This window comes from Streptomyces sp. BBFR25 (genome assembly GCF_044590125.1).
Lineage (GTDB): Bacteria > Actinomycetota > Actinomycetes > Streptomycetales > Streptomycetaceae > Streptomyces > Streptomyces canus_D.
Genome location: NZ_CP172447.1, coordinates 8,738,253 through 8,764,166, shown reverse-complemented (window position 1 = coordinate 8,764,166; position 25,914 = coordinate 8,738,253). Strand labels below are relative to the sequence as shown.

Below are 25,914 nucleotides of genomic sequence, written 5' to 3'. Positions count from 1 at the left end.
CCATCGCTGCGCGATGGGCAAGCGAACACCCGCGCTGCGCGCGGGTGTTGCGCTCCCGCTCCGCGGGAGCGCCGGCGGGACGCTGCGCGTCCCGCTCACTGGCCCGGCTGCGCCGGGCCAGTGACGCTCCGTCCGCTGCGCTCCCGGAGCTGGGGGCCTGCGGCCCCGGGGTGGCCTCCGCTGCGCTCCAGCCACCTGATGGCGCTACGCGCCACGAAGGCCGGACCCGCTAGCGCGGGCCGGTCAACGGGCCTTCGGCCCGGGCGCCTACAGAGACTGGGGCTTGTGCGGTCCGGTCACGGTCTGTCAACAGGCCACACGGCCCCGCCCAAAGCAGGCGTGACTGGGGCCTGGCTGACGCGTGAGCAGGGTGACGGGCCCTCAGGCATGAGCGTGCCGGTGGGTACTCGGCAGCTTGTGCGGGGCAGTGTGGTGCACGGGCCGGCCCGTTGCGGGAACGGCGAGACGCCGCAGGGCGAGGCTCGCGGTGACGAGCAGTACGGCGAAGACGGCCAGGAGGAGAACGGACACCCACATCTGCCGGCTCCCCGGAGCCTGCCAGCCCGTCCAGGCAGTGGTCCCCGTCCACAGCAGAACGGCCGCAGCGTAGAAGGAGCGGATCCGGCGCAGCTGCCGCACGGCCCGCAGGAACTGGATGCGTTCGGTCTTCGGTGCCATGCGGCACCGTGTACCCCCGATGCGTGATGCCCATCGGGGTCGGGTGAGGTCTTGTGGAAGTGCTCTGTCGAGAGATCACGCATGTCCGCATCTCGATGTGATGCAGCATGTAGCATTGGCGTAAAGCGGGGACACCCGGTAGTGGGGATTGAGGGCGTATCGGCTTCGGCGCGTTAGGTCCGTGGCCCGTCTGCTATCTGACAGCCACGGCCCATCAGGGCCAGTGGAGAGGGGAAGGGCGCCATGGGTTCCGATGCGCTGAGGCCGGGCTCCTGGCCTGAGGTGGAGCCGCGGACACCGGCGCATCAGGCCGTGGAGATCAGTGAGTACGAGACCCTCTCCATACTCCTGGATGCTGAGGCGGATCCGAACGAGGTGTGCTTCGGGCTCACGTTGCTGCCCCAGCGGCTGCTCCAGCGCTTCCTCACCCTCACCCCGGCCAAATCCGCAGGGAGCGCGCGTGACGAATGATCACGGGCCGTCGCCCCTCGGCCCGGGCTCCCCTTACAGCGACGCCTCGATCTACGTGGACGCGGATGCCGCCCCGCGGATCATGGCCCGGCTTCGAGACGCCCTCGGCCTCGTCGAGGACGACGGTCCAGAGCTGGCAATCGGGCCGGTGCGCGTGACCGGCGAGCCCAACGACTACGCCACAGGCCGGCGCGCTCACCCCTTCGACTTCCTGGAATGGCCGACCGTGCTGGAGTGCGAGGCCTCCGAGGGGACACGTGCCGAGGTGGTGCAGGCCGTCACGGCCGTGCTCGAAGCGCTGTGGCACGGTGGCTTCAAAGCTGTAGCCGCCTGCGACTTCGAGGACGAGTTGCCCGCGCGCGGCGGGATCGACAGGTACCCCTACCCCGCTCCTGCCCCCGACGGGGGCGCGGTCTTTTCGAGCACGGGTACGTGGTGGAAGAACCTGATGTCGCCCGGAAAAAGGAAAGGTCGAAATCTGTGATCAGTCTCCGGGAACATCAGGTGACCCAGAAAACGGCCATTCGGGAGTGGGTCAAATTCTTTGCAAGATCTTCTGCGCCCGGGCAGGGGGCTCGGGGCACGCTGGTGTCCGCGACCGGGTCGGGCAAGACGATCACGGCTGCTGTGAGCGCGCTGGAGTGCTTCCCGGGCGGGCGGATCCTGGTGACCGTGCCGACCCTGGATCTGCTCGCGCAGACCGCCCAGGCGTGGCGGGCGGTGGGCCACCGGGCGCTGATGGTGGCGGTGTGTTCGCTGGAGAACGACCAGGTGCTGGGCTCGCTGGGGGTGCGCACCACCACGAATGCGATCCAGCTGGCGCTGTGGGCTGGAACCGGGCCCGTGGTCGTGTTCGCCACCTACGCCTCGCTGGTGGACCGCGAGGACCCGGAGGACCCGACGGGCCAGCGGACGGTCCGTGGGCCGCTGGAGGCCGCCCTGGCGGGCGGGGAACGGCTCTACGGCCAGCAAATGGCCCCGTTCGACCTCGCCATCGTGGACGAGGCCCACTCGACCGCAGGCGATCTTGGTCGGCCGTGGGCGGCGATCCACGACAACCAGCGGATCCCCGCCGACTACCGGCTCTACCTCACCGCCACCCCACGGATCCTCGCCTCACCCCGACCTCAGCACGGGAAGGAGGGCCAGGAGGTGGAACTCGCGAGCATGGCCGACGACCCGAACGGCACCTTCGGGGCCTGGCTTCCCGGCGCCGAACTGGGGCTCTCGGAGGCCATCGAGCGGGGCATCCTCGCCGGATTCGAGATCGACGTCCTCGAGATCCACGACCCTCCCCCGCCTCCGGGGAAGCCGAGGAGGCACGGCGAGGCCGGCGCCTGGCGCTGCTACACACCGCACTTTTGGAACACGCCGCGGCGTACAACCTGCGTACGGTCATGACCTTCCACCAGAAGGTCGATGAAGCTGCTGCGTTCGCGGAGAAGCTGCCGAAGACCGCAGCCGCGCTGTATGCGCGCGATACCTCGGCCGAGGACCTGGCGGCCGCGGAGGAGCTGCCCGCGTCGTCGATCGGCGCTCAGTTCTACGAGCTGGAGGCAGGCCGCCACGTCCCGCCGGACCGCGTCTGGTCGGCGTGGCTGTGCGGCGACCACCTCGTGTCCGAGCGGCGTGAGGTGCTGCGGCAGTTCGCCAACGGCATCGACGCAGAGGGCCGACGCGTGCACCGGGCGTTCCTCGCCAGCTGCCGAGTCCTTGGGGAAGGCGTCGACATCACCGGCGAACGAGGCGTGGAAGCCGTCTGCTTCGCGGACACCCGCGGCTCGCAGGTCGAGATCGTGCAGAACATCGGCCGGGCACTCCGGCTCAACCGAGACGGCTCCACCAAGGTCGCGCGGATCATCGTGCCCGTCTTCCTCCAGCCCGGCGAAGACCCCACCGACATGATCGCCTCCGCCTCGTATACGGGGTTGGTCGCTGTGCTCCAAGGCCTGCGCTCGCACGATGAACGACTCGTGGAGCAGCTCGCCTCGCGTGCCCTCACCAGCGGCAAGCGCAAGGTCCACATCCAGCGCGACGAGACCGGCCGGATCATCGGGACCAGCGGCGTCGAGGGGATCGAGGACCAGGGGCAGGACGACACCAGTGCGGTCGAGTCCGCACTGCTGCACTTCTCCACCCCCAGGGACGCGGCCACGATCGCGGCGTTCCTGCGTTCCCGCGTCTACCGGCCCGAGTCGCTGGTCTGGCTGGAGGGCTACCAGGCCCTGCTGCGCTGGCGGAAGGAACACGAGATCACCGGTCTCCACGCCGTTCCGTATGACGTAGAGACCGAGGTGGGAGCGACGAAGGCGTTTCCGCTGGGGCGATGGGTCCACCAACAGCGGAAAGCCCTGCGGGCCGCAGAGCTGCAACCTCGGCGCAAGACACTGCTGGACGCGCCGGAGGCCGGCATGGTCTGGGAGCCCGGCGAGGAAGCCTGGGAGACGAAGCTGGCGGTGTTGCGCTCGTACCGGCGCGCCACGGGGCACCTGGCCCCGAGGCAGGACGCGGTGTGGGACGACCCCGCCGACGGCAAGCCTGTCCCCATCGGTCAGCTACTGGCGAATCTCAGGCGTAAGGGCGGCCTCGGCAAGAAGTCCGAACGGGCGCAGACACGGGGCGCCCAGCTCTCCGGGATCGACCCCGACTGGAACTGCCCCTGGCCACTGGACTGGCAACGCCACTACCGCCACCTCGCCCACCTCGCCGCCGACGAACCCGGCGGAATCGTGCCCGACATCGCACCCGGCGTCCTCTACGAAGGCGATGACCTCGGCAAATGGCTTCAGCGGCAACGCCGCAGTTGGGTGGAGCTCTCCGAGGGACAGCAGCAGCGGTTGACAGCGATGGGCGTACAGCCCGCCCAGGCGCCGCCTCCCGCCCCCGCGACAAAGGGCGCGGCAAAGGGGCCGACCAAGGCGCAGCAGGCCTTCCAGCGCGGCCTGGCAGCCCTCGCCCAGTGGGTCGAACGGGAGGGCGCCCAGCGGCCCGTCCCGCGCGGCGCGGTCGTGGAGCTCGTGGTCGACGGCGAGGCCGAGCCGGTACCGGTGCGCCTGGGCGTATGGGTATCGAACACCCGCGCCAGACGCGACAAGCTCACCGCCGAGCAACTCGACGCGCTGCGGGAGCTGGGCATGCAGTGGGCGTAGCCGGGGCAACGTTCGAGCGCTCCTGGTCTCCGCATGGAGGACGTACGTCGTGCGTACTCCATTTGTCCATGGTGCCTACGGTTGAGCAGGAGCCTGCGCTCGGGGACTCGCGGTGCGGGCCCTGGTCCCCCCTTACCCGCGGCAGGCAGCCTCGGCAAGGCATGTCTGCCACTGTGCGGGTCTTACTGGGCGGCGAACGGAGGGGCGAACCCCTTGCCGCCCCGCTCGGTTATGCCTGCAGAGGTGAGCGAGAGGGTGGCCTGAGTGGAAGCAGTCCTGCGGGTCAGGCCCGTGCCGGGCGGGACGACCTGGTCCTTTCTCCACCGGGTGGCCGCTGCTTACCGGCTGCAGGCCGGCGACCTGACCGGATGGTGGCGGTGGGTGAACCCCGCGCACCAGGCTCGCGGCGTGCGTCCGGACGGCGAGGTGTTCCTCGATGCGGTGGCGCAGGTGCAGTTGGCCGGCTGGTGCCGGGTGCCGGCCGGGCATCTGGCTCGGGCGCTGCCGTCGTGGGGGGGCGGATCGGAGATGCTGGCCGGCTACGGCGGGGACGGGCAGGGCTGGGTGCGGTGGCGGACGGGAGCGGACCAGTGGGGGCCGGTGGTGTTCGGGTGCCGGCTGTGTACGGCCCGCCGCGGGGGCGCGGGGGTTTCGTGGGTGTACCGGGCGCGGTGGCAGCGGCTGTGCACGGATCATGGCCGGTGGCTGCTCGATGTCGGCGGCGGGCACGTGCTGGAGGGGCTCGCGGTGGGGCCGCTGGCGGGGGAGTTGGGGCGGGCGCAGCGGCGGTGGGCGTGTCTGGCACGTGCGGGGCTCGACGCGGGTGGGGCGGGCGGTGCGCCGGTGGAGGTGTTCGCGCTGGCGCGTGCGGTGGTGTGCGGGTGGTGGGAGCTGGAGGCGTTCGGGGAGCGGGAGCGGGTGTGGGGGCGGCGGCTGGAGCAGGTCGTGGCGGCCACCTGACGGCGTGAAGGGTGGCCGGCCGGGTGGGGGATGGCGCAGTGGCGGTTGCTGGCGCGGGACGCGGTGGTCTTCCCCGACGTGGTGGCGGTGGCGTGTGCGCTGGCCGATCCGCGACTGCAGCACCTGGCTGCCGGTGGCGGCCGTGGGCAGGTGGGGGTGCGGGGCGCGGCGCGCGGGCGGTCGGGTGGTGAGCGGGTCGCCGCCGAGCTGGGCAGGCGGCTGGGGCGGCCCTGGCTGCGGGAGGTGGAGGCTGCCTGGGCAGGTCCGTTGTCGGTGTGGGCGCAGGCCGTGGCCCGTGCCCACAGCCGGCCGGTGGATGCTGCGCCCGGCCCGGCGCAGGGGTGGTGGGTGCGCAGTGTGCACCGTCCCGTCGAGGTCGCACCCGGGCTGCGCGCCCTGGTGGGCTCGGCCGCCGAAACGGGCGCGGGTGGGGCGGAGCCTGCGGTGCGGGTGGCGGGCGCAGGGCGTACGGCGGGGGTGGTGCCGCGGCGGTCCGGGCACGGTGGCGGTCTCAAGCGGCGGGGTGAGCAGCTGTTCGCTGGAGGGCTGGAGCAGGCTCGCGCGTATGTGGCGCTGCACGGTCACCTGGCCCTGGCGCATACCGGCGGCCGCGTCGGGGACGGGTTCGATCTCGGGCGGTGGCTGGCCGGCCGGCGTGTCGCCGCGGCGTCGCTGACCGCCGAGCAGACGGCGTGGCTGGAGGAGTTGGATCTGTGGTGGAATCCGCCCTGGCCGCTTGACTGGCAGCGGGCCTGGTACCGGGCGCGTGAGCACGTGGGCGTCAACGGGCCGGTGCACGGCGGGGACAACCTGGCCGGTGTGCCGCGCCGGCTCGAGCGGTGGCTGCGTCACCAGATCACGCATTATCGCGAGCTGCATGAGGGGCAGCAGCAACTGCTGGCCGGCCTCGGCCTCGGCCACCAGGAGGTGGAGCGGTTTCACGCCTGGCCCGGCCGGCGCCGTCCGGCCGCCGACGGCCTGGCCGCGGCGCGTGCCTGCGTCGCACGCCACGGGCATCTCGCGGTGTCCTCGCCCACCACCGCCGCGGACGGGTTCGCCCTGGGACGGTGGCTGGCCGCGCAGCGGGTCCGCCAGCACACCAGCGGGCACCTGACCCGGCTCGCCCGCACCCTCACCGGTCTCGATGCCTGGTGGAATCCGCCCTGGTCTGTGCAGTGGCAGCGGATGTGGTGGGCCGCCCGCTACCGTCTGGCCGGACTGCCCGAGGGCTGTCAGTGGTGGCCGGGTGCTCCTGAGACCGAACGCAGCATGACCTGGCTGCGCCGGCCCAGGGCACGACGTGTTCTGCTCCACCCCGGTCAGCAGCAGCTCCTGGACGCCCTCCCCCAGCACACCGGCACCCAGACGTCGGCGCTCACCGCCAGCGGGCGCCGCGAGGTGTCCGACCAGGCTTGGGCTCTGATCTGTCCGCTCATGCCCCGCCAGCAGAGCGCCGGCGGACGCTGGCGCGAACACCGGCTCCTCATCGACGGCATCGCCCATACCGCCCGCACCGACACCCCCTGGAGAGAGCCCGCCCACTACGGCCCCTGGCAGACCTGCTACCGCCGCTACAAACGCTGGCTGGCCGACGGCACCCTGCACCAGATCACCGCCCTCACACTCCCGACTACAGACCACGAATGGCAGATTGCTGTGGCCCGACGGCTGCACCGCGGCAGCTGACAGACGAATCCCGGATGCCTCGCCCGACCTGAGAGGGGCCTTTCACTGCTGCGGTCATGCACCGGCCGGGAAGGGACGTCGGCCCAGTCCTTCCTGTGCGGTGGCGGCTTCTGACGCTGTGCTGGCTTCATCTGGTCACGGCGAGGACTCACCTTCGCGAACTGTCTTGGCGGGGTGCGTGAGTCGTTCGACGGTCCTGGGAACGCGGCAGCGGCCCGCCGGTACGGCGGGCCGCTGCCTCAACGAGTCGTTGTGCCTCAGCGTGAGGCACTCATGATGGGTCTGCCTATAGAGCGGCTCCCGGTTCCTCGGAGCATGTCAGAAGAGTGTTGCGCATCAGCGCCGCCTTCCGTCTGTCATGCGATCAGGGTGCTGCAAGTACTCCTCGATTTCCCTTACTAGCTGCTTCGCGTCTTCGCTCAGCTCTGGGTTCGCCGCAGCGCTCAACGCCAGTTGAACTGCTGCGAACGTGTGCGAACCGGCAGTTGTCCTGCTGGCTCTCCACACGTCAAATGCTGCACTCTTTTCCAGTTCCGAGGTTGGTGAGTCAGCTGCTGGATTTTCTTGCTCCTGCCTTTCGATGTGGAGCATCTCGAGGTAGTCATGCGCGTCCCGGTCACCTCGTTCTGCTGCCCATTGCCACCACGTGAGAGCCTCCGCGTCACGGTCCAGGTACTCCAGGAGCTCCGCGATTCTGCGGGTTTCTTCTGCGGTGGTTTTGCGTGCGCACTCGCGTGCCAGCAGGAGTACCAGTTCGCTCTTAGCTTCGGTTTGCTCCCGGTCGTCCGGCCATGGGCGGGGGGCCGGGGGCCAGCCGGCAAGCTGGCCCCCCTCCGCCTGTGCCGAGTCCTCGGGTGTCCGCGAGCTCTTCGTAAGTGCCTGCTCGGAGCGTTCGAGCAGGGTCCATACGGCGAGGAGCCGGATGGCGTTCTGCTCGTTGTCCTTGTCCGAGGTGCTCATACGGTTTCCTCCTCACCGGTCTCGTTGACGAACTTCTTGAGGTTGTTGATGGCCATGCGGATGTTGCGCTTCACCGACTCCTCCTTAAGGCGCAGGCGCTTCCCGGCGTCTTCAGGGCTGATGTCCTGGAGAACGCACAAGGTGATGACCTGCCGCTGCCGGTCGGGAAGTTTGGCGACTAGTTCATCGATACCCTCTTTGATCATTTCGTAGGCGGCATCGGGGATGCCGATCTGGGATTCCTGTTCGGGCAGTTCCTGCAACGGTGCAGGAGTCATGCGTTGGTTACGCCGGAACTGGTCGATCACCGCGTTCCTGACTGCGGTGCGGCCGTAGGCGGCCCGGTTTCCGGGCCGCGCTACGATCTTTTCCCACGACGTGAACATGCGCATGTAGGCGACCTGCACAGCATCTTCCGCGCTGTGCAGGTCGCCGCCCGCTTCGGCCTGGGCTACGCGGGAGAACGCCGCGCTGGTCTCGAGGACGAACGCCTCGAAGTCCGTGCCCTGGTCGGCCTCGGTCACGCAGCCTCCCGGGTGGCGATCGCCGGCCGGCCCTGCTCCGAGTGCTTGTAGAACAACCAGGCCGGCTGCCCCTCCTCGAAGCGGGCGGCGGCCCCGCCCTCCGGCAGCGCCGCTGCCATCGCGATCATCGTTGCGCGCTGCTCGCGCTCCGTGCGGGCCTGCAGGTACTCCTTCAGGCACATCTCCACCGCGCTCTTGGTACGGCGCAGCGCGTAGTACGCCAGGAACATCAGCGGGACCGAGATCCCACCCGCTCCCATCCACTCGAGCCAGGTCACAGACCGGCCTCCCATCATCGACTCGTTGATGAGGGCACCTTCACCCTCACTCCCTACACGCGCCGGGGGGCCGGAATCCGGACGTCAGAGGCCAACTTTTTTCCCACGGGCCTCTGTTGCCCCATCGACAAGCCGCTCACCTGCAGAAACAACCGGTGCTTGTCGGAAGAACGCTGGTCCGTCACCCTGCGGTGGCTCGCCCTGGGCGAGCCACTGGGCCGGAGGGCGGGGTGCTGGGCGGCGGGAGCCCGGCAACCGACGAGCGGGCTCGCGCGGTGCGTCGGAGGGCCCGTGAGCACTGCCGAGGCTTCGGGAGTTTCTGCATCACGGGGTGATGCAGCATTATCAATGTCTGGCCGGGCACCGCCAGTTGTCGCTGTGCGCCGGATGAACGGCTGCGGCGGGTCGTCTCCCTGCGGGAGCCTGGCGCGATGGTTGTAGGAATCTTCCGTGTAGTGCCTCTGCCCGGGGAGACGACGTGCTCGCTCATGGTCCGCATCGCCGCCCGCTACGGGATGGAGGCGAAGACGCTGCGCTCTGGATGGAAGTGGCACAACTCTGCGCCCACGTACGACAGTGGCGGGCAGCGGGCCGATGCCGAGGTGCTGTTCAACGCGGCGGGGCGCCGGCTCCTGGCCGATGTGTGCGGGGTCGCACCTGGCGTCCTGGCGCGGGCACTGCCGTCCTGGGAACAGGAAGATGCCAGGCTGCTCGCCGGGAAGGACGCGGCTGGTCCGGCAGCAGCGTGGCGGGCCGGCGGCGCGCTGGTCGGGCCGGTGGCGTTCGGCTGCCGCCTGTGCACGGCCCGGCGCACCGGGGCGTCGACGGCAGTGGTGCGGTACGCACCGAGGTGGGAGCGGGTGTGCGTGCGGCACGGGCGGTGGCTCCTGGACGCGGACGCCGACCAGCCGCTGGAGCACCTCGATGTCCGCGCTCTGCCCGAGGTGGCTGCGTCGCAGCGGCGGTGCGCCGGTGTGGCGCGGCGGGCGGTTCGGGCCGGGGCCGGCCCGGAGCGGGTGTTCGCGCTGTCTCACGCGGTGGTGGCCCGGTGGCGGGAGCAGGCTTACGGCTGGGAGCGGGAGAAGATCTGGCCGCGGCGCCTGCACCAGGTCGCAGGTGGGGATGCCGGCGGTGATCTGGAGCGGTGGCGGATCGTGGGACGGGACACGGTCGTCTTCCCGGAGGTGGTGGCCGTGGCCGACGCCTTGCTGGACCCTGCGATGGCCGAGCTGGTGTGGGCCGACAGCGGGGCCGGGCGGCCGCGGGCGCTGCCCGCCGACGGGTTGTTCTGCCGCAGGCTCGGGGAGCGGGTGGGGCGAGGATGGCTGGGGCCGTTGGCCGCGACGGACCACGGCGGGCCGCTCATCGCGTGGATGGGCAGCGTCATCCGCCTTCGCCGCGGCGTTGGTGGGCCGCCCGGGTATGACAACGACCTGTGGTGGCTGCGGCGGGAACATCAGGCCGTGACCTGGCCGGGCAGCTGAGGGTGCTGGGCAAGGAGAGGAAGGCGCCCGGTTCGGGGACGATGTGGCGGGCTACGGTGCCCGCCGAGCAGCGCAGGGCTGATCACCAGCACGCTCGACAGCGTCCAAGAGCAGCTGTTGCAGCTGCGCGGTGTGCAGAGCGGACCGACCGCCGATGTCGCCCGGCGGCTGCTGCGCGGTCTCGGTCACAGTGCCGGCCTGATCGAGAACGCCTGGAAGCGGACCGCCCTGGCGGCGGTGAACGGCGGCGTGCCTCTGGAGGAGGTGGCCCAGTGGGTGAACATGTCGGCCGCGGTGCTCCGGGACATGCTCACCGCGGGCGGGCGAGAAGAGGACAGCTGAGCGCGATGCGCCGGGGGCGGGTCGGTTGTTGGCTGATACAGCACTCGTTCGTGGCAGGAATTCTGGAAACGACGGTGTGCGTCGGCGGGGGCGGCTTGGCTGGCGCGGGTGACCAGCACAGGGGCAGCCCGGAGCCGGGCAGGGCGGGCGGCCGTGGGCCGCTTGGGCGGGTTCGAGGCGGTGTTCCTCGACCCGGTGGGGCAGATGGTGCAGCAGCGGTGGGCGGATGCCGCTATGACCGTGGCGTTCGAGGACTTGCCGCCGGTGTCGGCGTTCCCGGTAGTGCCGGGGGCGGCGGTGGGGGCCGGGCCTGTGGTGGTCGGCGACGACCGGGCGGCACGTGGCCGCAGGGTCGAATGCGATGCGCGCCCAGCTGATGGTGCTGGACCGCGACCCGGAGGTGACGGGCCTGGCGGGGCGGCCGGTGCGGCTGCTGTGGCGTCATCCCCGCGGGCAGGTCCGTTCCTGGGTGCCGCAGCTCTTCGCCCGGCGTGCCGACGGCACCGCACTGCTCGCCGACTGCCCCAGCCACCCCGACGCCGGCGGCGAACGCGCGAGAAAGGGCGCCGAGGCGGTTGCGCAGGCGTGCGCGGACATCGGCTGGATCTACCGGCGCCTGCCGCCGCTCGAGCGTGTTCTGGCCGCCAACCTGAAATGGCTGGCCGGCTACCGCCACCCCCGCAACGCCGGCCGCCCCGGTCTGGCGGCGGCGGTTGTTGGGGCGTTCGCGCGGCCGCGGCCGCTGACCGAAGGCGCTGAAGCGGCCGGCGACCCGATCGAGGTTCTCCCGTGCGTCTTCCACGCCCTGTGGCACGGACAGCTGACGGCAGACCTCACAACGCCGCTGCATGAACGCGTCCTCGTCAGCCCGCGGGGCTCGGGCAGCCCGGGCGAGACGGGAGGCGCCCGGTGAGCGCGCGGCGCAATGCCCGGCCGTCCGTGAAGGTCGGTGCGCGCGTGAAGTTCCGTGACGTGACGTGGCAGGTGGTCGCCCTGTCGGGGCAGGACATTCGCCTCGTCGGCCCGGACGGCGGCGGCCAGGCCGTGCTCGCCGGGCACCTGTTCGCCGACCCCTCCTTCACCGTCATCGGCGCCGATGCGCCTCAGGCGGCCCCGCAGTGGGGGCTGTTCGAGACCGCCCCTGCCGCGGCGCGCGAGAAGGCACTGGCCTGGCAGCGGCACGTCAGGGAAGTCGAATGCGGGCTCACCGGAGGGCCCGGCAGCCAAGGAACGGTCCGGCCTCAGTACGACCCGCAGCGGCACACGCTGGCCGAACGCGAGCAGGCCAAAGCGGAAGAGCTGACCGCGCTCGGCTTCGGCCGGGTGGCGCGCACCACGGTGCAGCGCATGCGCCTGGCCTACCGCAAACAAGGCCTGTGGGGGCTCCTCGACCACCGCACCACCCGTGCTTCCAGCCCCACCGGACGGGCCGACGAACGGGTCGTCGCCGCCGTCCGTGAAGCGCTGCGCCGCCGCCGTGGCCGCTCCCGCGGCACGATCAACGGCGTGCTCCCGCTGATCAACCAGATCCTTCAGGACCGGCACGGCCCCGGCACGGTACCCACGCCGTCCCAGGCCACGCTGTACCGGCTGGTCACTGCTCTTGCCCGGCCCGGCGAACTGCCCACGGGGCCCGTGAGGCAGGTGCCCGCGAGTGTCGACGGGCGGGCCTTCCCCCCGCCACGGCGCTGCGCCCCGGTGAACAAGTGCAGGTTGACACCACCCGCCTGGACGTCCTCGCCCTCTTCGACGACGGGCGCCTGGCCCGGCCCGAACTCACCATCGCCGTCGACGTCGCCACCCGCGCCATCCCCGCCGCCGTGCTGTGCCCGAGCGCGACCAAGGCCGTCGACGCCGCCCTGCTGCTCGCGGAGATGGCCGTCTCCCACCCCGCCCGGCCCACCTGGCCCGACGTCCTGCGCATGGACCACGCCCCCGCACTCCCCCACCAGCGGCTGGCCGCACTGGATGAGCGCCTGGCCGGCGCGGCGGCCCGGCCGGTCGTCCTGCCCGAAACGATCGTCGTCGACCGCGGCAAAGTGTTCGTCTCCGCCGCGTTCACCGCCGCCTGCGAACACCTCGGTATCAGCGTCCAGCCCGCCCCGCCCCACGCCCCCACCGCCAAAGGCATCGTCGAGCAGACCTTCGGCACCATCTGCCAGCACCTGCCCGGCTACACCGGCTCCGACGTCACCCGCCGCGGCCCCGACACCGAGAAAGACGCCTGCTACAGCGTCGCCCAGTTGCAAGACCTGCTTGATGAACGGCTGGTGCACTACCACCACCGGCCCCACGAAGGCCTCCGCCACCCGCCGATGCCCCGCAAAGCGCTCACGCCGAACCAGATGTGGGCCGCGCTCATCGCCGTCGCCGGACACGTTCCCGTCCCGCTCACCGGCCGCGACTACCTCGAACTGCTGCCCGTGCGCTGGCAGGCCATCACCCCCGCCGGCATCACCATCCACCACCGCACCTACGACGCCGATCTCCTCGCCCCCTACCGCGGCCAGGCCTCCCCCGTCGCCGGCCGGGGCGGGACATGGGTGATCCACTACAACCCCCACGACGTGCGCCAGATCTGGGTACGGCTGCCCGACGGCCACCTCACCGAAATCCCCTGGATCCACCGCGACCACGTCCACCAGCCGTTCAACGACCACACCTGGCAGCACATCCGCACCCACGCCCAGCACAGCCACCACGACGACAGCCAGCAGCACGAAGCCGACCTCGCCGACGCCCTCGACCAGCTCATGCGCCGCGTCCACAGCGGCCACGCCACCACCGCCGAGCAAACCCTCCTCGCCCGCGCCACCACACTGCCCATTCCCGCCGCCCGGCACCCGCACCACGACACCACACCCGCCACCGACCAGCCGGCACCACACGACGAGGACGACAGCATCGACGACCTCCCCGACGACGGCACCCGCCCCGCCGCGGCCACCGGATACGGGCTCTACGACGCACACGAGGAGGCCGACAAGTGGTGAACCCCCGCCCCCACCCCACAGCGCAGCATCCGGGCAGCACATCGGCCGACGCAGGCAGCGGCAACACGGCCGAGCCGTCCCGGCCCCTGACCACCCGGCAGGGCTGGCAGCGCTTCGCCACCACCGACCCGCCCGCCCCACCCCAACCCGAAGACCCGCCCCGCAGCACCGAGGAACGCCTCGCCTACCACTCCGCGTTCGTCACCATCCGCACCCCCGCCCTCAGCCAGCTCGCCACCCAGGTCCGCACCCTGACGATCCTCGGCCGCCACCAGCACACCACCGCCCGGCCCTCCCTCATCGTCACCGGACCCGCCGCAGCCGGGAACCCACCGCACTCCTCCACGTCGGCCGCGCCTGCCACCTCGCCCACCTGCGCAAAAACCCCCCACCCCCCGGATCAGCCCACAGTGCGGCACCCGTCGCCTACGTCCTGGCCCCGCCCAGCGCCACCGCGAAAACCCTCATCACCGAGTCCGCCCCCTACCCCGGCATCCCCGTGGCCACCCGCATGGTGGAGGCAGGTCGGGACGTGTGCGACGCAGGCGGACAGGATGACGCCACCGGCCGGCGGCGTCACAGGCGACGTCCACGGCGACTTCCACCACCAGCTGCGGGTCGACGAGCACAACGTCCAGGATCGCGGCTGCCCCACCCGGTGGTGAACGTCCTTCCCGGCCACGGATGCAAGCCGACGGCCGGCGCCAGCGCGGCCGCGAGGCCGGTTGCCACGGCGCTGGCGAGCGGGACGGTGCGGGGCCGGTGTACCGCACCGCCCTGCGTCGTCGTAGCAGCCGAGCAGGAGCGCGCCGGGCGCGGTCGCGGATCCGGTGACGGCACCGACGATGGCCCCGGTGGTGGCGCGGACCTTGTATTTGCCCTACGCCCTGGCCCGGCGCGATACGGCTCCGACAGCCTCTTGAAGCACAGTCCTTCCAGGCCGGCGGACGTCCATGTAAGCCAGTCCCGGGCGGTAGCGGGGTCGGTAGTCAAGGAGCACAGCGTGAACGGCGCGTTCAGCGGCGTGTCCGCGAACAGCGTCTCCAGAGCGGTCCGGCGCCGGGCGTAGGGCCAGGGAGTGAGGTCGGTGCCGTCCTGGTGCAGGACGTCGAACACGACCAGGTGCGCGGGCCAGGTACGGGCGGCCGCGATGGCGCCGGCGCCGCGGCGGCGTGCCATGCGCTGGTGCAACCGCTCGAACGTCAGCCGTTCGCCTTCCCACACCACCAGTTCGCCGTTTATACGGGCTGCGACGCCTGTCTCATCGACGGGCCCTCCATGAGGCGCTCTGCAAGGTGGAGTAGATCTGCTAGGTGCAGCACCCGTCCGTCGAAGCCTGGGAGGGGGACATGGAGCGGTTGGGTCCAGTGGGCGGGGATTGCGTCCAGCCCGTAGTAGGCCCCTGCGAGGCCTCCGGTCACCGCGGCGACGGTGTCTGTGTCACCGCCGAGGTCGATCGCCGCGCGTATCGCGTCTTCGAAGCTGGTGGTGGTGCGTAGGGCCCAGACGGCTGAGCCCAGGCAGGGCCAGACGGCGCCGTTGAACTCGGTGGCCTGATCGGGGTGCCAGTCGGGGGCGAGGACGGTAGCGTAGCGGCCGCGGTGGTCGGGGTGGACACGGGCCAGGATGTCCGGGAGCGCGGCGAGGGGGTTGGTGTCCTCGAACGTGCGGCGGATGAGTCCGTGGAAGATCGCGGTGCCCTCCCAGGCCGCGCGGTCGCCGTGAGTGAGGGCGGCGATGCGGCGGGCTGCGTCCATGGTGGCTTCCTGGCCGGCGGGTGCGAAGTGGATCGCGGAGGTCGATGCCCGCATCAAGGAACCGTTTCCCGCAGCTCGTTGGTTGACCTGGAAATGGATCGCGGCGGCGAGGTCCCAGGGCATGCCGTTGGTCAGGACGTCTTCGGTCTGCAAGCCGATGTCCTTCGGTTCTGATGCCGCCCACCGCTGGAAGCGAGCGAAGATGTCCGGGAAATCCAGTCCACTCCGCTCCAGCAGGGACTCCGCGACCAGGACGGCCATCTGCGTGTCGTCGGTGGCCTCGCCGGGGTCCCAGCCACCACCTCCGCACATCTCGTCACCGGCACCATGCGCGGGAAACCGCGCGGAGAACGCTCCCTGGGGGCCGAACTCGAAGGGGGCGCCCAGGGCGTCGCCCACCGCCGAGCCGACGACCGCGCCGGCCGCACGCTGAATCCGCTCCATTCGCGCAGGTTATCCGCGCCACGCCGACGGCCACACAGGGCCTGTTGCCTTCCTCGGCTCCCCGAACCATCGGCGGCGAACGCGTCTCGTCTTCGCAGGTGTACCGCCTGGGACACCTTGGGTCTGAGACACCCGCACAGGTCACGGTGACGTCCCGGCCGGAACGGGTCTACAGGCGCACGGTCTCGGCATCCCGCCAGAGGACGAAGCGATGCCCGTCCTTCTCCAGACTTTGCTGTGTCTCATGAGACACATGGCCACCAGCATGGCGGCGCCTGGGCAGGCGCGGCTCAGCTCTGGTTGTCGCGGAGAGGGGTTGTGATGGCGAGGTCCTCGTCGAGCTTTGTGACCAGGGCGTCGGCGAGGGGCGGGGCGTATCGGGTGGCCCATTCTCCGACGGAGGCCAGGAAGGCGACGAGCTGGACCTGCACGGAGCTCAGGAGTTCGGGCAGTTGGGCCAGTGGCAGTTCGATGGGGAGGCCGTCCGGGTGCTCCGCACCAGGCCACAGCCGGACGGTCGTCCGGGTGTGCTCGGTGCGCGGCGCGGGGCCGTGGCCGAGCCAGGGCTCTTCGCCATTCATGATCTCCAGCCAGTCCCGCCAGTTCTCCAGGCCGAAGCAGCAGCCGGGCGGTGCGGTCACTCCGGTCGAGGTCTCCCGGATCCGGATGCCGCCCAAAGCGATGACTTGGTCCGTGGTCAGCAGCTGGCTGACCTGCCCCGTGCTGGTTTCGGGGTCGCAGGCCGGGGCCTCGTCAACGCCCTTGTTGCAGCTGATCAGGACTGCCATGGAGGTGCCGATCTCTCGCGCGCACAGTCGGCCGGACAGGGCCAGGAGGTGGTCTGAGGGCGAGTCGGCAACGGGCCACAACACGAAGTCGGTGGCGTCGCAGGTCTCCAGGACGGCTTCCATGATCAGCACGTTCCCAGTGTCGCTCGTCAGACGGTGGCGACACCTCGCTATTTCTGGGCAGGGCCTCGTTCTCACCTCTGCCGAGGTGCACCTGGATGAGACATCTCAAGGTGTCTGGAGAACCGTCGAACTTAGGTTTCGTAGTGGAATCCTTGCCCGTGGGCAGGGTCGGCACGCTCTGGGCGAGAGCGACGGAGACGGGCCAGTCCACACCCCGAGCCTGCCGCCGAACTCGACGCGACACGCGCCGCGCTGGGCTGGACGACGGTGACCCGGCGTGCCCCGGCTCGTTGCCCCCAGTGGCGCGAGACAGCCTCCCTCGCGGTTCCCGCGCCGACGGCAGGGCGCCGGTCAGGGCAATGCCTGGGGCCCCGCCGAGGCTGCTCGTAGGGTGCGGACATGACCGACACGGCCAGGCTCACCGCCTGACAGACCAACCGGCTGATCACCGCTCTGCGGCACGGCCAGGCCCTCGACCTGGCCGCCGCCGACCTCGGCCTCAGCCTGACCACGGTGTGGGCCACCGCGCGGACAGACACCGGCTGACGATCGCCCTGGCCGGCCGGGACCCTTCGGACTGCGCTGACCGGCACGCGCATACGAGAGGGCGGGGCTGCGACGGGCGGTCCCGCCCTCCCGTGCGCCCGTGGCCGCGAGCAGGTGCGTGAGGGCCACGGTGCTCGTCAGCCGGAGACGAGGACCTTGTAGCTCAGTGCGGGCTCGGGCAGAGTCCCGCCGTGCATCCCCGTGACACGACCAAAGATGCGAGTGCAGTCCTCGCCCATGTACACCTCGACGTAGGCGTACTTGAAGTTCGCGATGGACTTCATCGGCACCGGGAGGTTGATGCACTCGGACAGCGTGCCGGTGCCGGGGTCGGGTATCGGGTACACGTCACCGGTGAAGCCTTCGTCCGTGAGGTAGCCGGTATAGAAGTTCGCCTGGCCCCAGGGGAGCGGCGCGGCGGAAGCCGGTTGGGCCATCGCCCCGCCCATCAGTACCGCAGCCCCGGTCATGGCCGCCGCCACCACACCTGCCCGGCGTCGCGAACTGCTACGTATCTTCATGGCCTCTCCTTCATGCACACCTGCGTCGACACCGCCGTTCGAACGAGTCGGACTCAGTGACGGCTCGACAAACACTTGATTGACACAGCAAGCTTTCTACGCCGCGTCAAGTTTCGCAAGGGGCACGAAAGTCGTACCGCCATCACCCCGCCTGGAATCGGCCAAAAGACGTGGCTCTCCGCCCAGGCCGCGAGGCCGGAAGCATCGGCGCCCGCATCAGCGTTCGTCGTCCGGTACAACCGGCACACCCATCCGCGGGGTGCATCGCAGGTCACCGGACCGCGGCCTACAGGCACTCCGAACCCGCCAATCTGATGTTCACCTACGAACTCCAGCGCGGACTTCGTGCGGCCGGGCCCTCCCCATCGCCGGCGGCGCCGACACCAACCGATCCAGAACACCGTGTTACCTTCGCCGGCACTCACCCGGACCGCGTTCGCCGCTATCCGCCCCCCTCCTGCCGAACTCTGACAGTTCCAGCACGATCCCACTGCCCACCATCGGCGCCGAGCGCTACGTCCCCTGGATCCGGGAAGCCGACGTGCTCCTGGTCGAGGGCAGCGACGCGACCAATCCGTGCCACTGGATGCGGGAGTCCGGGCTGGCGGATCTGCTGCCGTCACTGACCGACACGGTCCGGGTGGGAGTGAGTGCCGGAAGCATGGTGATGACGCCCCGGATGGGGGCGTACGTCGTCGAGTGACCGTCCGCGCCGGACGACCGCACGCCCGGAGTCGTCGACTTCTCGATCCGCCCGCACCTGGACGCCTTCCCGCACAACACCCCGGCTGACGCGGAGCGTTGGGTCGCCGACATCTGCGTCCCGGCGTACGCATCGACGAACAGACGGCGATCAAGATCGTCGACGGCTGCGTCGAGGTGGTCTCCGAAGGGCAATGGACGAAGTTCGGGTCATAGTCGCCCGGCAGGCGCGGACGCCAGTTCGGACGTTGTCACCGCCGCACACGGCATCGACTGGAAACCGGCAACCAGACCCGGTGTGCCGGAACGCGAGCGCCCAGATCGGGACAGGGTTCAGCCGGTGCCGACACAGGGCGCAGAACCAGCTGCGGCGTTCTGAGCTCCACGCGCATCGTGGGCTACCCGGGTGCGGGGTCCCCGATGCCCTGGCGTCCCGTCAGGCCGTTCACCACTGGATGGCTGTCGCGACGGTTGTTCCAGTGCCGTTGCTCCCGATGACCGCGGTGACCCATGTTCCCGATGACCGGATATGTTCACACCTACAGCTACATAGTCGGGAATTCAAGTTCTTACATTTCCCTGGCCGCGGTGATCAGATTCAGTCAATCACTGACTCTGGAGGGGAATGTGCTGTTTCGCAATGCCCGAAGATCCGCAGCGTCGGCCGCGGCAGTTCTTGTCGCGACCCTGGCGGTACCAGCCACGGCTCATGGCGTGTCCGTTCCCCCGTCCCCGCAGGGCGTTTCGGGCAGCCGCAGTGGTGAACAGGGCAAGCCGCTCACCGTCACTCTGATCACCGGTGACAAAGTGACGGCGACTCAGCAGTCCGAGGGAACGGTGTCGGTGGACGACGTCGCGAGCGTGGCCGGAGCCAAGGGCTCCGTACGCGTCGCCATCGAGGGCCGGGACACCTACGTGTATCCCGATGCGGCCATGCCCTACATCGCGGCCGGCCGGCTCGACAGACAGTTGTTCAACATCACCCGGTTGATCGCGCAGGGCTACGACGACGCCCGCGCGAGCGCACTCCCACTGATCGTCACTCGCTCTTCAGAGGGTGCTTCCCGCAAGGAACAGCGGTCCGGCAGCCCGCTGCCGGGGGCGAAGACGACCCTCAATCTGCCGTCCGTTCGAGGCGAGGCTGTTGAGGCCCGACGGTCGAAGGTGTCCGTGTTCTGGTCCGCCTTGACCGGCAGCGGCGGGCAGGACGCACTCAAGCCGACGGCGAGGACCGACGCGGACTCCGGCGACGCGGCACGACCCTCCTTCTCGGCAGGCGTCGACAAGGTCTGGCTCGACGGCAAGGCGCAGGCACACCTCGCGGACACGACCGCGCAGATCAGTGCGCCCCGGGCCTGGAACGCAGGGGCCACCGGCGCAGGTGTCCGGGTGGCGGTACTGGATTCCGGAGCGGACACCACGCATCCGGATCTGGCCGACCGCATCGTCGGATCGCGCAGCTTCGTCGCGGGTGAGGACGTCACCGACCGCAACGGACACGGAACGCACACCGCGTCCACCGTCGCCGGGACGGGGGCGGCGTCCGACGGCAAGGAGCGGGGAGTCGCCCCCGGCGCGGACCTGCTGGTGGGCAAGGTCCTCGATGACAACGGCTCCGGCCCCATATCCGGCATCATCGCGGGCATGGAATGGGCGGCGCGCACTGAGCACGCCAAGGTCGTCAACATGAGCCTGGGTACGCCGGCCTGGCACACTCAGGACGACCCTCTCAGCCAAGCGGTCAACCAACTGAGTGCGGAGACCGGCGCGCTCTTCGTCATCGCCGCGGGCAACTCCGGCAACAGCCCCTACACCCTCAGCGCACCGGCAACCGCAGACACCGCTCTCACCGTCGGCGCGGTGGACGCCTCCGACCATCTGGCTGACTTCTCCAGCGTCGGACCGCGCATGAACGACGACGCCCTCAAGCCCGATCTCACCGCGCCGGGCGTGGACGTGCTGGCCGCGCGTTCGCAGCAGATGGCCTGGGGCGAGGGCTACTACCGGACGGACAGCGGCACTTCCATGGCCGCGCCGCATGTCGCCGGGGCCGCGGTGCTCCTGGCGCAGAAGCATCCGACGTGGACGGGGCAGCGGATCAAGGATGCCCTGATGAGCACCAGCGTCCTGACCCCCGCCTACAGCCCGTACCAGGCCGGTACGGGGCGCTTGGACGTGGGCGCCGCCTACCTGCAGGACCAGGTCGTCGCGAGTGGATCCGTGGACGCGGGACTCATCCCGTGGTCGAAGGACCACAGGCCGCAACCGGTAGAGCGGAAGATCACCTACACCAACACGACCGACCGTCCGGTCACCTTGCACCTCGAGGTGGACCCGGGTGACTCGCCCACCGGTGTGTTCGCCCTGGCGGCCGACCACGTCACGGTACCGGCGCGCGGCGCCTCGTCCGTCACCCTCGTGGCCGACCCGAAGGGTCGGGCACCGGGGCGTTATGCCGCCCAGGTCACCGCCCGCTTCGCGACCGGCGTCGTACACACCGCCGTCGGCATGTCCGTCGAGTCGGAGAAGTACGACCTGACCGTGCATCTCAAGGACCGGGCGGGTAAGCCCGTCAGCGGTGAGGTCGAGATCACGGGAGCCGACGGCAGGACCACCATCATGTGGGTCCCGAACGGCACACTGACCAGCCGCTGGGCACCGGGCTCCTACACCGTCGTCTCCACCCTGGATGTCGAAGGGCGCACCGGCCCCGACTCCCTGGGCTTCGCCGTACTCACCGTCCCCGAGCTCCGGTTGACATCCGACAGGGACGTCGACCTCGACGCCTCCCACATTCGCCGGATCAAGGTGGCGACCCCCAAGCCCACGTCGGTCACGACCAGCAGGCTCGACATCTTCCGATCCTTCACCTCCAGCCGGCCCACTCCCGATGACGGGCAGGCTTTGCACGAGATCTTCATGCCCTCCGCCGCCTATGACAGCCTGTGGGCCCTCCCCAGCAAGAGCAAGGTGACCGAGGGCAGTTTCGTCTTCACCACCCGGATCCGCGCCAAGCAGACGCCACTGAAGATCACGTACCGGGGCCGCGATCTCGACGATGCCCTGCTGGTACAGCCAGGATCTGCCGCGTTCCGCAGCGGCAGCACCCAGATCGAGGCTGTCGTCGCCGGAAACGGCGCACCGGCCGACTACGCGGGCCTCGACGCCCGCGGCAGGGCCGTGATCGTTCGCGCCTCGGACACCGTGACGCCGGCGGAGCGGGCCGCCGCCGCCCACGCAGCGTCCGCGGCCATGCTCCTCGTGGTCAACAACGGCGAGGGCCGCGACGGTGCCTGGTACGGCGACCAGGACCAGAAGGCGAGTGGGCCTGTGCCGGTTGCCTCGGTCACCCGGGACGACGGAGAGGAACTCATCCGGAACGTCACAGCCGCGGGCAGGACCAGACTGACCGTCGAAGCGCACCCCGCACCGGCCTACCTCTACGACCTGGCCGACTACCACCAGGGTGGAGTGCCCAACGATCCTTCGGCCGCGACGGATCCCGGCAGTCTCGCCCGCATCGACAACACCTTCGCCTCGCCCGCCGGCCGGAAGATCGTCGAAAGCCGGGAGGACAGCCCTGCGTACGAGCACTGGCCGGCCGCCTACCCGTATGCCGTGTTCGGCGGCACGCGTGTTCCCCCCTTCCCCAAGGAACCGGTCGTGCCGGGGCACCGTACCGACTGGGTCTCTGCCGGGCGGGGCATCAAGTGGCAGCAATACGCCACCATCGACGGCTGGGCCACTTTCACCGACATTGCCGGCTACGAGCCGGAGAGCATCCACAGCGAACACTGGTTCGGTCCCATCATCCGGCCGCGCATGGTCAGCTTCGAAGTCCCCCACCGGGTCGGCAACGGCATGGGCGGGATGGTCACGGGATTCGGCGACGGCGGATCCGCGCACAGTGGTGACACCGGCCTGATGTCCCGAAGCTTCTCGCTCTACCAGGGCGACACACTGCTGATGCGGAACGGCCCACGGCCGGACTTCGGTGTGGGCGATCTGCCCTCGCAGAAACTGCCCTACCGGCTCGTCGTGGACACGAAGGGAAACACGGACCTCACCCCGTACTCCGCCATGACCCACACCGAGTGGCGGTTCCTCTCCGGCAGTGCCGACGACCAGGCGATCCCGCTGGTCCAGCTCGACTACAGCACAGAGCTGGACGGTGCCGGACGGGCGGAACGCACCTCGGCGTTCTCGGTCCGCCCGGTCGTGGTCGGCAGCGACGACGCCCGGGACGCGGTGACCTCGGTCGAGTTGGAGGTGTCCTACGACGACGGCGCATCCTGGCGTCCCCAGGCCCTGAAGGCGGGCAAGGCCGCCTGGCAGACCCGCCTTCACGCGCCGGCCCGGGCCGGCTACGTGTCCCTGCGCGTCACAGCCAAGCAGGGCAACGGCGGCGCCGTCAGCCAGACCATCCATCGGGCCTTCGGCCTCAAGTAGCCCGCAGCAGCGGCCGGCGCCCCACCCGTTCACGGGGACCGGGCACCGGCCGCTTCGGGGGACGCGAACCGGTACCCCGTCGCGGGGAGGGCGCCTTTTCCCGGACCCGGGCCGCGGCGGAGCGCCGGTGCGTGTGCCGACGGCGGATGTCACCATCCTGGTACGCCCACAGGAACGCTGTGGCATCGGCTTCTCGCCCGGGGCGCGACAGCGAGCTCCCGGTGGGGGCACCGGTGGGAGCACGAGAGAGACCCCTGATCTGCTGGAGCGCCTTGCCGCGTCACGACGGCAGCCGGTGTCTGCACCGGAGGCCACCGAAGCCGGTCAGTGCACGCGATCCCCGCACTCTGCCGGAAACAGCACGGCACCTGGCGGCAGTTCGCCCGGATGCCGGGCAGTCACCCGCAGGCATGCTTCGCGAGAACCCTCCACGGGCGGGTATTCGAGGGTGAGTTCGCTCAGCACGGTGAGGGCACCAGCGAGGTGCATTTCCGCCGCACGCACGCCGTCGGGGAGACGGCCGGCGAGGATGCCGAAGGCCGCCGTGCCACTGCCGACGGCGACGCACTCGTGAATCTCGAAGCGCCAGTGCGCGGCCGCATCGGCCAGCAATGCCTTGCCCCTCCTGCCCAGCCCGACGAGGAATTCGGTGCGCTCCCGCAGATGGTCGGCGATGGCGCAGCAGAGGGGAACTGCGGTGCCGTCAGGGGCCGCCACCCGCGTGTACCCGGCATGCGGCCAGCATGAGAGCGCCTCGTCAAGCAGCCCCAACGCGGTGTGCCGTGCCGCCGGGTGACCCCGCTGGGCGATGTCCAGGAGGAGCGGGGTCGCAACCACAGCCGCCGGGAACACCGCGGCGCTGTGGCCATGGACGATGCCACCATTGCCGAGCTGCGAGCCGGCCTCGGCCGCCTGTACCAGGTTCGCTGCTTCGGCCAGGGCGCGTAGGCCCCGGGCAGCACGATCCGGTTCGTACCACTCGGGATGGCCCGATAGGGAGTCCCAGTCCACCGCGTTGATCTCGTCCAGCACAGCAGCATCCTCGCACCCGGCCACTGCCCGCCGTTCCGACCACCGCTACAAGAACCAGACGTGGGTTGTTCACTCCCTACGACCTGTTCCTCGGCATGCCCGACTGGTCGCGCGTCGGCTATCCGGGCGGCCGGCCGCTGCCCAGCGGGAACAGCAGCATCACCAGTGACGCGTCCTGCTTTCATCACCGCCTCGGAACTCGACTCCGCCTTCGGAACCGGGCGGTGCGTTCGTACCGTACGGTCCGTACGGGTCCCAGCGCGGTACCGCGTACGAGTTCGGCTCGGACAGTGCCGACCCACGGCAGTTCCATCGGCGGGCATGGCCCATGTGCGGGCCGCCGGTGTGCACACGCCGCGACCGGGGAACATGTCCGGCCGGGCCGGGCGAGAGGACTCCACGTGACAGCGTCGGCGTCAGCGGCGGGCAGGCTTCATGAGCCTGCTGGACGTCACGATCGTGGCGGTCGCGCTGCCCACCGTCCAGCACGACCTGCACGCCTCCCCCGTGCAGGTCCAGTGGGTCGTGTCCGGCTACACCCTCACCTTCGCCATCGCACTCGTCACCGCCGGACGGCTCGGCGACGCCCTGGACCGACGCCGCATCTTCCTGATGGCACTGTGCGGCTTCGTCCTCTTCAGCGCGGCCTGCGGCGCCGCCCCCGATGTCACCCTGCTGGTCGTGGCCCGCCTCGCCCAGGGACTGGCGGCCGGCTTCATGGCGCCCCAGAACTCCGCGCCCATCCAGCAGTTGTTCCACGGCGCCGAACGCGGCCGCGTCTTCGGCTACCTCGGGGCGACGGTCGGCATATCCTCCGCGTCCGGTCCCCTCATCGGCGGCACGATTCTCGCCCTGGCCGACGTCCCGCAGGGCTGGCGCTGGATCTTCTACGTCAACGTCCCCATTGGCATCCTCGCCGTCCTGCTCGGACGCCGCCTGCTGCCACGCACCCGGCGGACCGGTCGGGGGCACGTGGACGTACCCGGCCTGCTGCTTCTCGGCCTCGGCGTTCTTGCCCTCATGTATCCGCTGGTCCAGGCGGAGTCCGGCGGGTTGGACCGCCTGTGGTGGATGTTCCTCGTCGGCGCGGCGATCCTCATCGCCTTCGTCCGCCGGCAGTACGGGCCCGTACAACGTCTTGATCACCAGGCCCGTCACTGCGGATCTCGAGGAGGTCGCACGCGCCGCCGGACGCGGCACCCTGCGGGTGCGGATCGCTCGCACGGTGCCGCTCACCGATTCCATCAAGGCGCTGACCGAGCTTGAGCGCGAGGGCACACCCAAGGGCGGCAAGCTCGTCATCACGACCGGCTGACCCTCACATCCGCCCGCCCCTGCGCCCAGCGTTCGGTGACAAGGTAGGTCAGTACCGGTCCGACGCACAGCGCGATGCGCACGGTCCAGGCGACGGCGTTGAGGGAGACGTGCAAGTGGGTGGCGATCAGGTCGTTGGCGGCGCCGATCAGGGCCACGAGGTACATGCTGAGCCATGCCTCCAGGAAGGGGAGGCGCCCATGGCGGGGAAGAGCAGGACGCCGACCAGGAGCGGCAGGAAGTTGTCCAGGGCCAGGGTGTGTCCCCAGAAGTCGACCTCCCAGCCCGGCATCACGCGCAGGAAGCCGTCGGCGACTGCCATGACCAGTCCGGTTGGGAACCGGCCGAGACCTGGTCCGGCCGGAAGGGCACGTAGTTCCACACGGGGTTGATCTGGGCGATGCCGGCGAGGAAGTAGATCACGCCGCTCACGAGCGAGAAGTGGGCCGCGACCTTGACGGCGTACACCCGCAGCGGCATGCCCACGAGGTTGCTGTTGGTACGGCCGGGGCCGGGGTATTGCATGTGCCGATGGAGCACGGCGAGGGCGAGGTGCGCGGCGATGAGCGCCACCATCAGCGCGGGGTGATCAGGATGTGAATGGTGTTGAAGCGGGCGACCAGGCCGTCGCCCGGGAACTCGCCACGGGCTCGGCAACGATCAAGAGGCGCAGACCGATCAGGCCACTGGGCCGGGCTCTGCCCTCACCGACG

18 protein-coding genes and 4 pseudogenes are annotated in these 25,914 nt (G+C 70.4%); 12 read left to right on the top strand and 10 right to left on the bottom strand.

The annotated features are described in order from the left end of the window. Positions 1–381: 381 nt before the first annotated feature. Complete coding sequence (locus ACGH52_RS39395) at positions 382–678, bottom strand: hypothetical protein (RefSeq protein WP_121700721.1); 297 nt, start codon at positions 676–678, stop codon at positions 382–384. A gap of 243 nt (positions 679–921) precedes the next feature. Between ACGH52_RS39395 and ACGH52_RS39390 the strand changes: the two genes are divergently transcribed. The 5 genes and pseudogenes from ACGH52_RS39390 to ACGH52_RS39370 all read left to right on the top strand — a co-directional run bounded on the left by ACGH52_RS39390 (position 922) and on the right by ACGH52_RS39370 (position 6,944). Next, positions 922–1,149 (top strand): hypothetical protein, encoded by a 228-nt coding sequence (locus tag ACGH52_RS39390; RefSeq protein ID WP_121700720.1) that lies wholly within the window; start codon positions 922–924, stop codon positions 1,147–1,149. Next, positions 1,139–1,633 (top strand): hypothetical protein, encoded by a 495-nt coding sequence (locus ACGH52_RS39385; RefSeq protein WP_210978215.1) that lies wholly within the window; start codon positions 1,139–1,141, stop codon positions 1,631–1,633. The genes ACGH52_RS39390 and ACGH52_RS39385 overlap by 11 nt, the downstream gene beginning before the upstream one ends. Then, positions 1,630–4,298: pseudogene (locus ACGH52_RS39380) on the top strand (Helicase associated domain protein). Before ACGH52_RS39385 ends, ACGH52_RS39380 begins: the two are co-directional and overlap by 4 nt. A 327-nt stretch (positions 4,299–4,625) precedes the next feature. Beyond that, positions 4,626–5,258, top strand: a complete 633-nt coding sequence (locus tag ACGH52_RS39375; RefSeq protein WP_399946564.1) for a hypothetical protein — start codon at positions 4,626–4,628, stop codon at positions 5,256–5,258. A gap of 30 nt (positions 5,259–5,288) precedes the next feature. After that, on the top strand, positions 5,289–6,944 hold the full coding sequence (locus tag ACGH52_RS39370) for a transposase (RefSeq protein WP_399946227.1): 1,656 nt from the start codon (positions 5,289–5,291) through the stop codon (positions 6,942–6,944). 336 nt (positions 6,945–7,280) lie between these two features. Here ACGH52_RS39370 and ACGH52_RS39365 read toward each other — a convergent pair whose 3' ends face one another. From ACGH52_RS39365 to ACGH52_RS39355, 3 genes are read right to left on the bottom strand one after another with little or no spacing between them, the layout of a single operon-like run. Then, on the bottom strand, positions 7,281–7,904 hold the full coding sequence (locus ACGH52_RS39365) for a hypothetical protein (RefSeq protein WP_362771006.1): 624 nt from the start codon (positions 7,902–7,904) through the stop codon (positions 7,281–7,283). Beyond that, positions 7,901–8,428 (bottom strand): RNA polymerase sigma factor, encoded by a 528-nt coding sequence (locus ACGH52_RS39360; protein WP_399946215.1) that lies wholly within the window; start codon positions 8,426–8,428, stop codon positions 7,901–7,903. The genes ACGH52_RS39365 and ACGH52_RS39360 overlap by 4 nt, the downstream gene beginning before the upstream one ends. Then, the gene (locus tag ACGH52_RS39355; protein WP_054102655.1) at positions 8,425–8,706 is read right to left on the bottom strand and encodes a hypothetical protein; all 282 of its coding nucleotides are present in this window, start codon (positions 8,704–8,706) and stop codon (positions 8,425–8,427) included. The genes ACGH52_RS39360 and ACGH52_RS39355 overlap by 4 nt, the downstream gene beginning before the upstream one ends. A gap of 455 nt (positions 8,707–9,161) precedes the next feature. On the opposite strand from ACGH52_RS39355, the gene ACGH52_RS39350 reads away from it, so the two are divergent. The 4 genes from ACGH52_RS39350 to ACGH52_RS39335 all read left to right on the top strand — a co-directional run bounded on the left by ACGH52_RS39350 (position 9,162) and on the right by ACGH52_RS39335 (position 13,525). Beyond that, the gene (locus ACGH52_RS39350) at positions 9,162–10,190 is read left to right on the top strand and encodes a DNA-binding protein (RefSeq protein ID WP_399946212.1); all 1,029 of its coding nucleotides are present in this window, start codon (positions 9,162–9,164) and stop codon (positions 10,188–10,190) included. Positions 10,191–10,307: 117 nt separating this feature from the next. After that, positions 10,308–10,532 carry a hypothetical protein gene (locus ACGH52_RS39345; RefSeq protein WP_362771004.1) on the top strand — a complete coding sequence of 75 codons (225 nt, stop codon included), beginning with the start codon at positions 10,308–10,310 and terminating at the stop codon, positions 10,530–10,532. Positions 10,533–10,872: 340 nt separating this feature from the next. Further along, positions 10,873–11,445 (top strand): TnsA-like heteromeric transposase endonuclease subunit, encoded by a 573-nt coding sequence (locus tag ACGH52_RS39340; RefSeq protein WP_399946207.1) that lies wholly within the window; start codon positions 10,873–10,875, stop codon positions 11,443–11,445. A gap of 793 nt (positions 11,446–12,238) precedes the next feature. Then, entirely contained in the window at positions 12,239–13,525 is a 1,287-nt protein-coding gene (locus tag ACGH52_RS39335) for a Mu transposase C-terminal domain-containing protein (protein WP_399946205.1), read from the top strand. 951 nt (positions 13,526–14,476) lie between these two features. Here ACGH52_RS39335 and ACGH52_RS39330 read toward each other — a convergent pair. From ACGH52_RS39330 to ACGH52_RS39315, 4 genes and pseudogenes are all read right to left on the bottom strand, one after another. Next, positions 14,477–14,749 (bottom strand): annotated as a pseudogene (locus tag ACGH52_RS39330) (ATP-dependent DNA ligase); the annotation flags it as partial. A 14-nt stretch (positions 14,750–14,763) separates the two neighbouring features. Next, positions 14,764–15,726, bottom strand: coding sequence for an ADP-ribosylglycohydrolase family protein (locus ACGH52_RS39325; protein WP_399946562.1), 963 nt, complete (start codon positions 15,724–15,726; stop codon positions 14,764–14,766). A gap of 290 nt (positions 15,727–16,016) precedes the next feature. Further along, a complete protein-coding gene (locus ACGH52_RS39320) occupies positions 16,017–16,646 on the bottom strand; it encodes a hypothetical protein (RefSeq protein ID WP_399946559.1) in 630 nt (209 codons plus the stop codon). Between the two features lie 674 nt (positions 16,647–17,320). Further along, on the bottom strand, positions 17,321–17,704 hold the full coding sequence (locus ACGH52_RS39315) for a hypothetical protein (protein WP_153183024.1): 384 nt from the start codon (positions 17,702–17,704) through the stop codon (positions 17,321–17,323). Positions 17,705–18,245: 541 nt separating this feature from the next. On the opposite strand from ACGH52_RS39315, the gene ACGH52_RS39310 reads away from it, so the two are divergent. Both ACGH52_RS39310 and ACGH52_RS39305 read left to right on the top strand, forming a co-directional pair. Then, on the top strand, positions 18,246–18,407 hold the full coding sequence (locus ACGH52_RS39310) for a hypothetical protein (protein WP_399946555.1): 162 nt from the start codon (positions 18,246–18,248) through the stop codon (positions 18,405–18,407). 713 nt (positions 18,408–19,120) lie between these two features. Then, entirely contained in the window at positions 19,121–22,855 is a 3,735-nt protein-coding gene (locus tag ACGH52_RS39305) for a S8 family serine peptidase (protein WP_399946552.1), read from the top strand. 324 nt (positions 22,856–23,179) lie between these two features. Here the strand turns inward: ACGH52_RS39305 and ACGH52_RS39300 are convergent, their stop codons facing one another. Next, a complete protein-coding gene (locus ACGH52_RS39300) occupies positions 23,180–23,887 on the bottom strand; it encodes a hypothetical protein (protein WP_238697041.1) in 708 nt (235 codons plus the stop codon). A gap of 435 nt (positions 23,888–24,322) precedes the next feature. Between ACGH52_RS39300 and ACGH52_RS39295 the strand changes: the two are divergent. Beyond that, positions 24,323–25,024 (top strand): annotated as a pseudogene (locus ACGH52_RS39295) (MFS transporter); the annotation flags it as partial. Positions 25,025–25,224: 200 nt separating this feature from the next. On the opposite strand, the pseudogene ACGH52_RS39290 reads toward ACGH52_RS39295, so the two are convergent. Then, positions 25,225–25,845: pseudogene (locus ACGH52_RS39290) on the bottom strand (cytochrome b N-terminal domain-containing protein); the annotation flags it as partial. Positions 25,846–25,914: the final 69 nt, after the last annotated feature.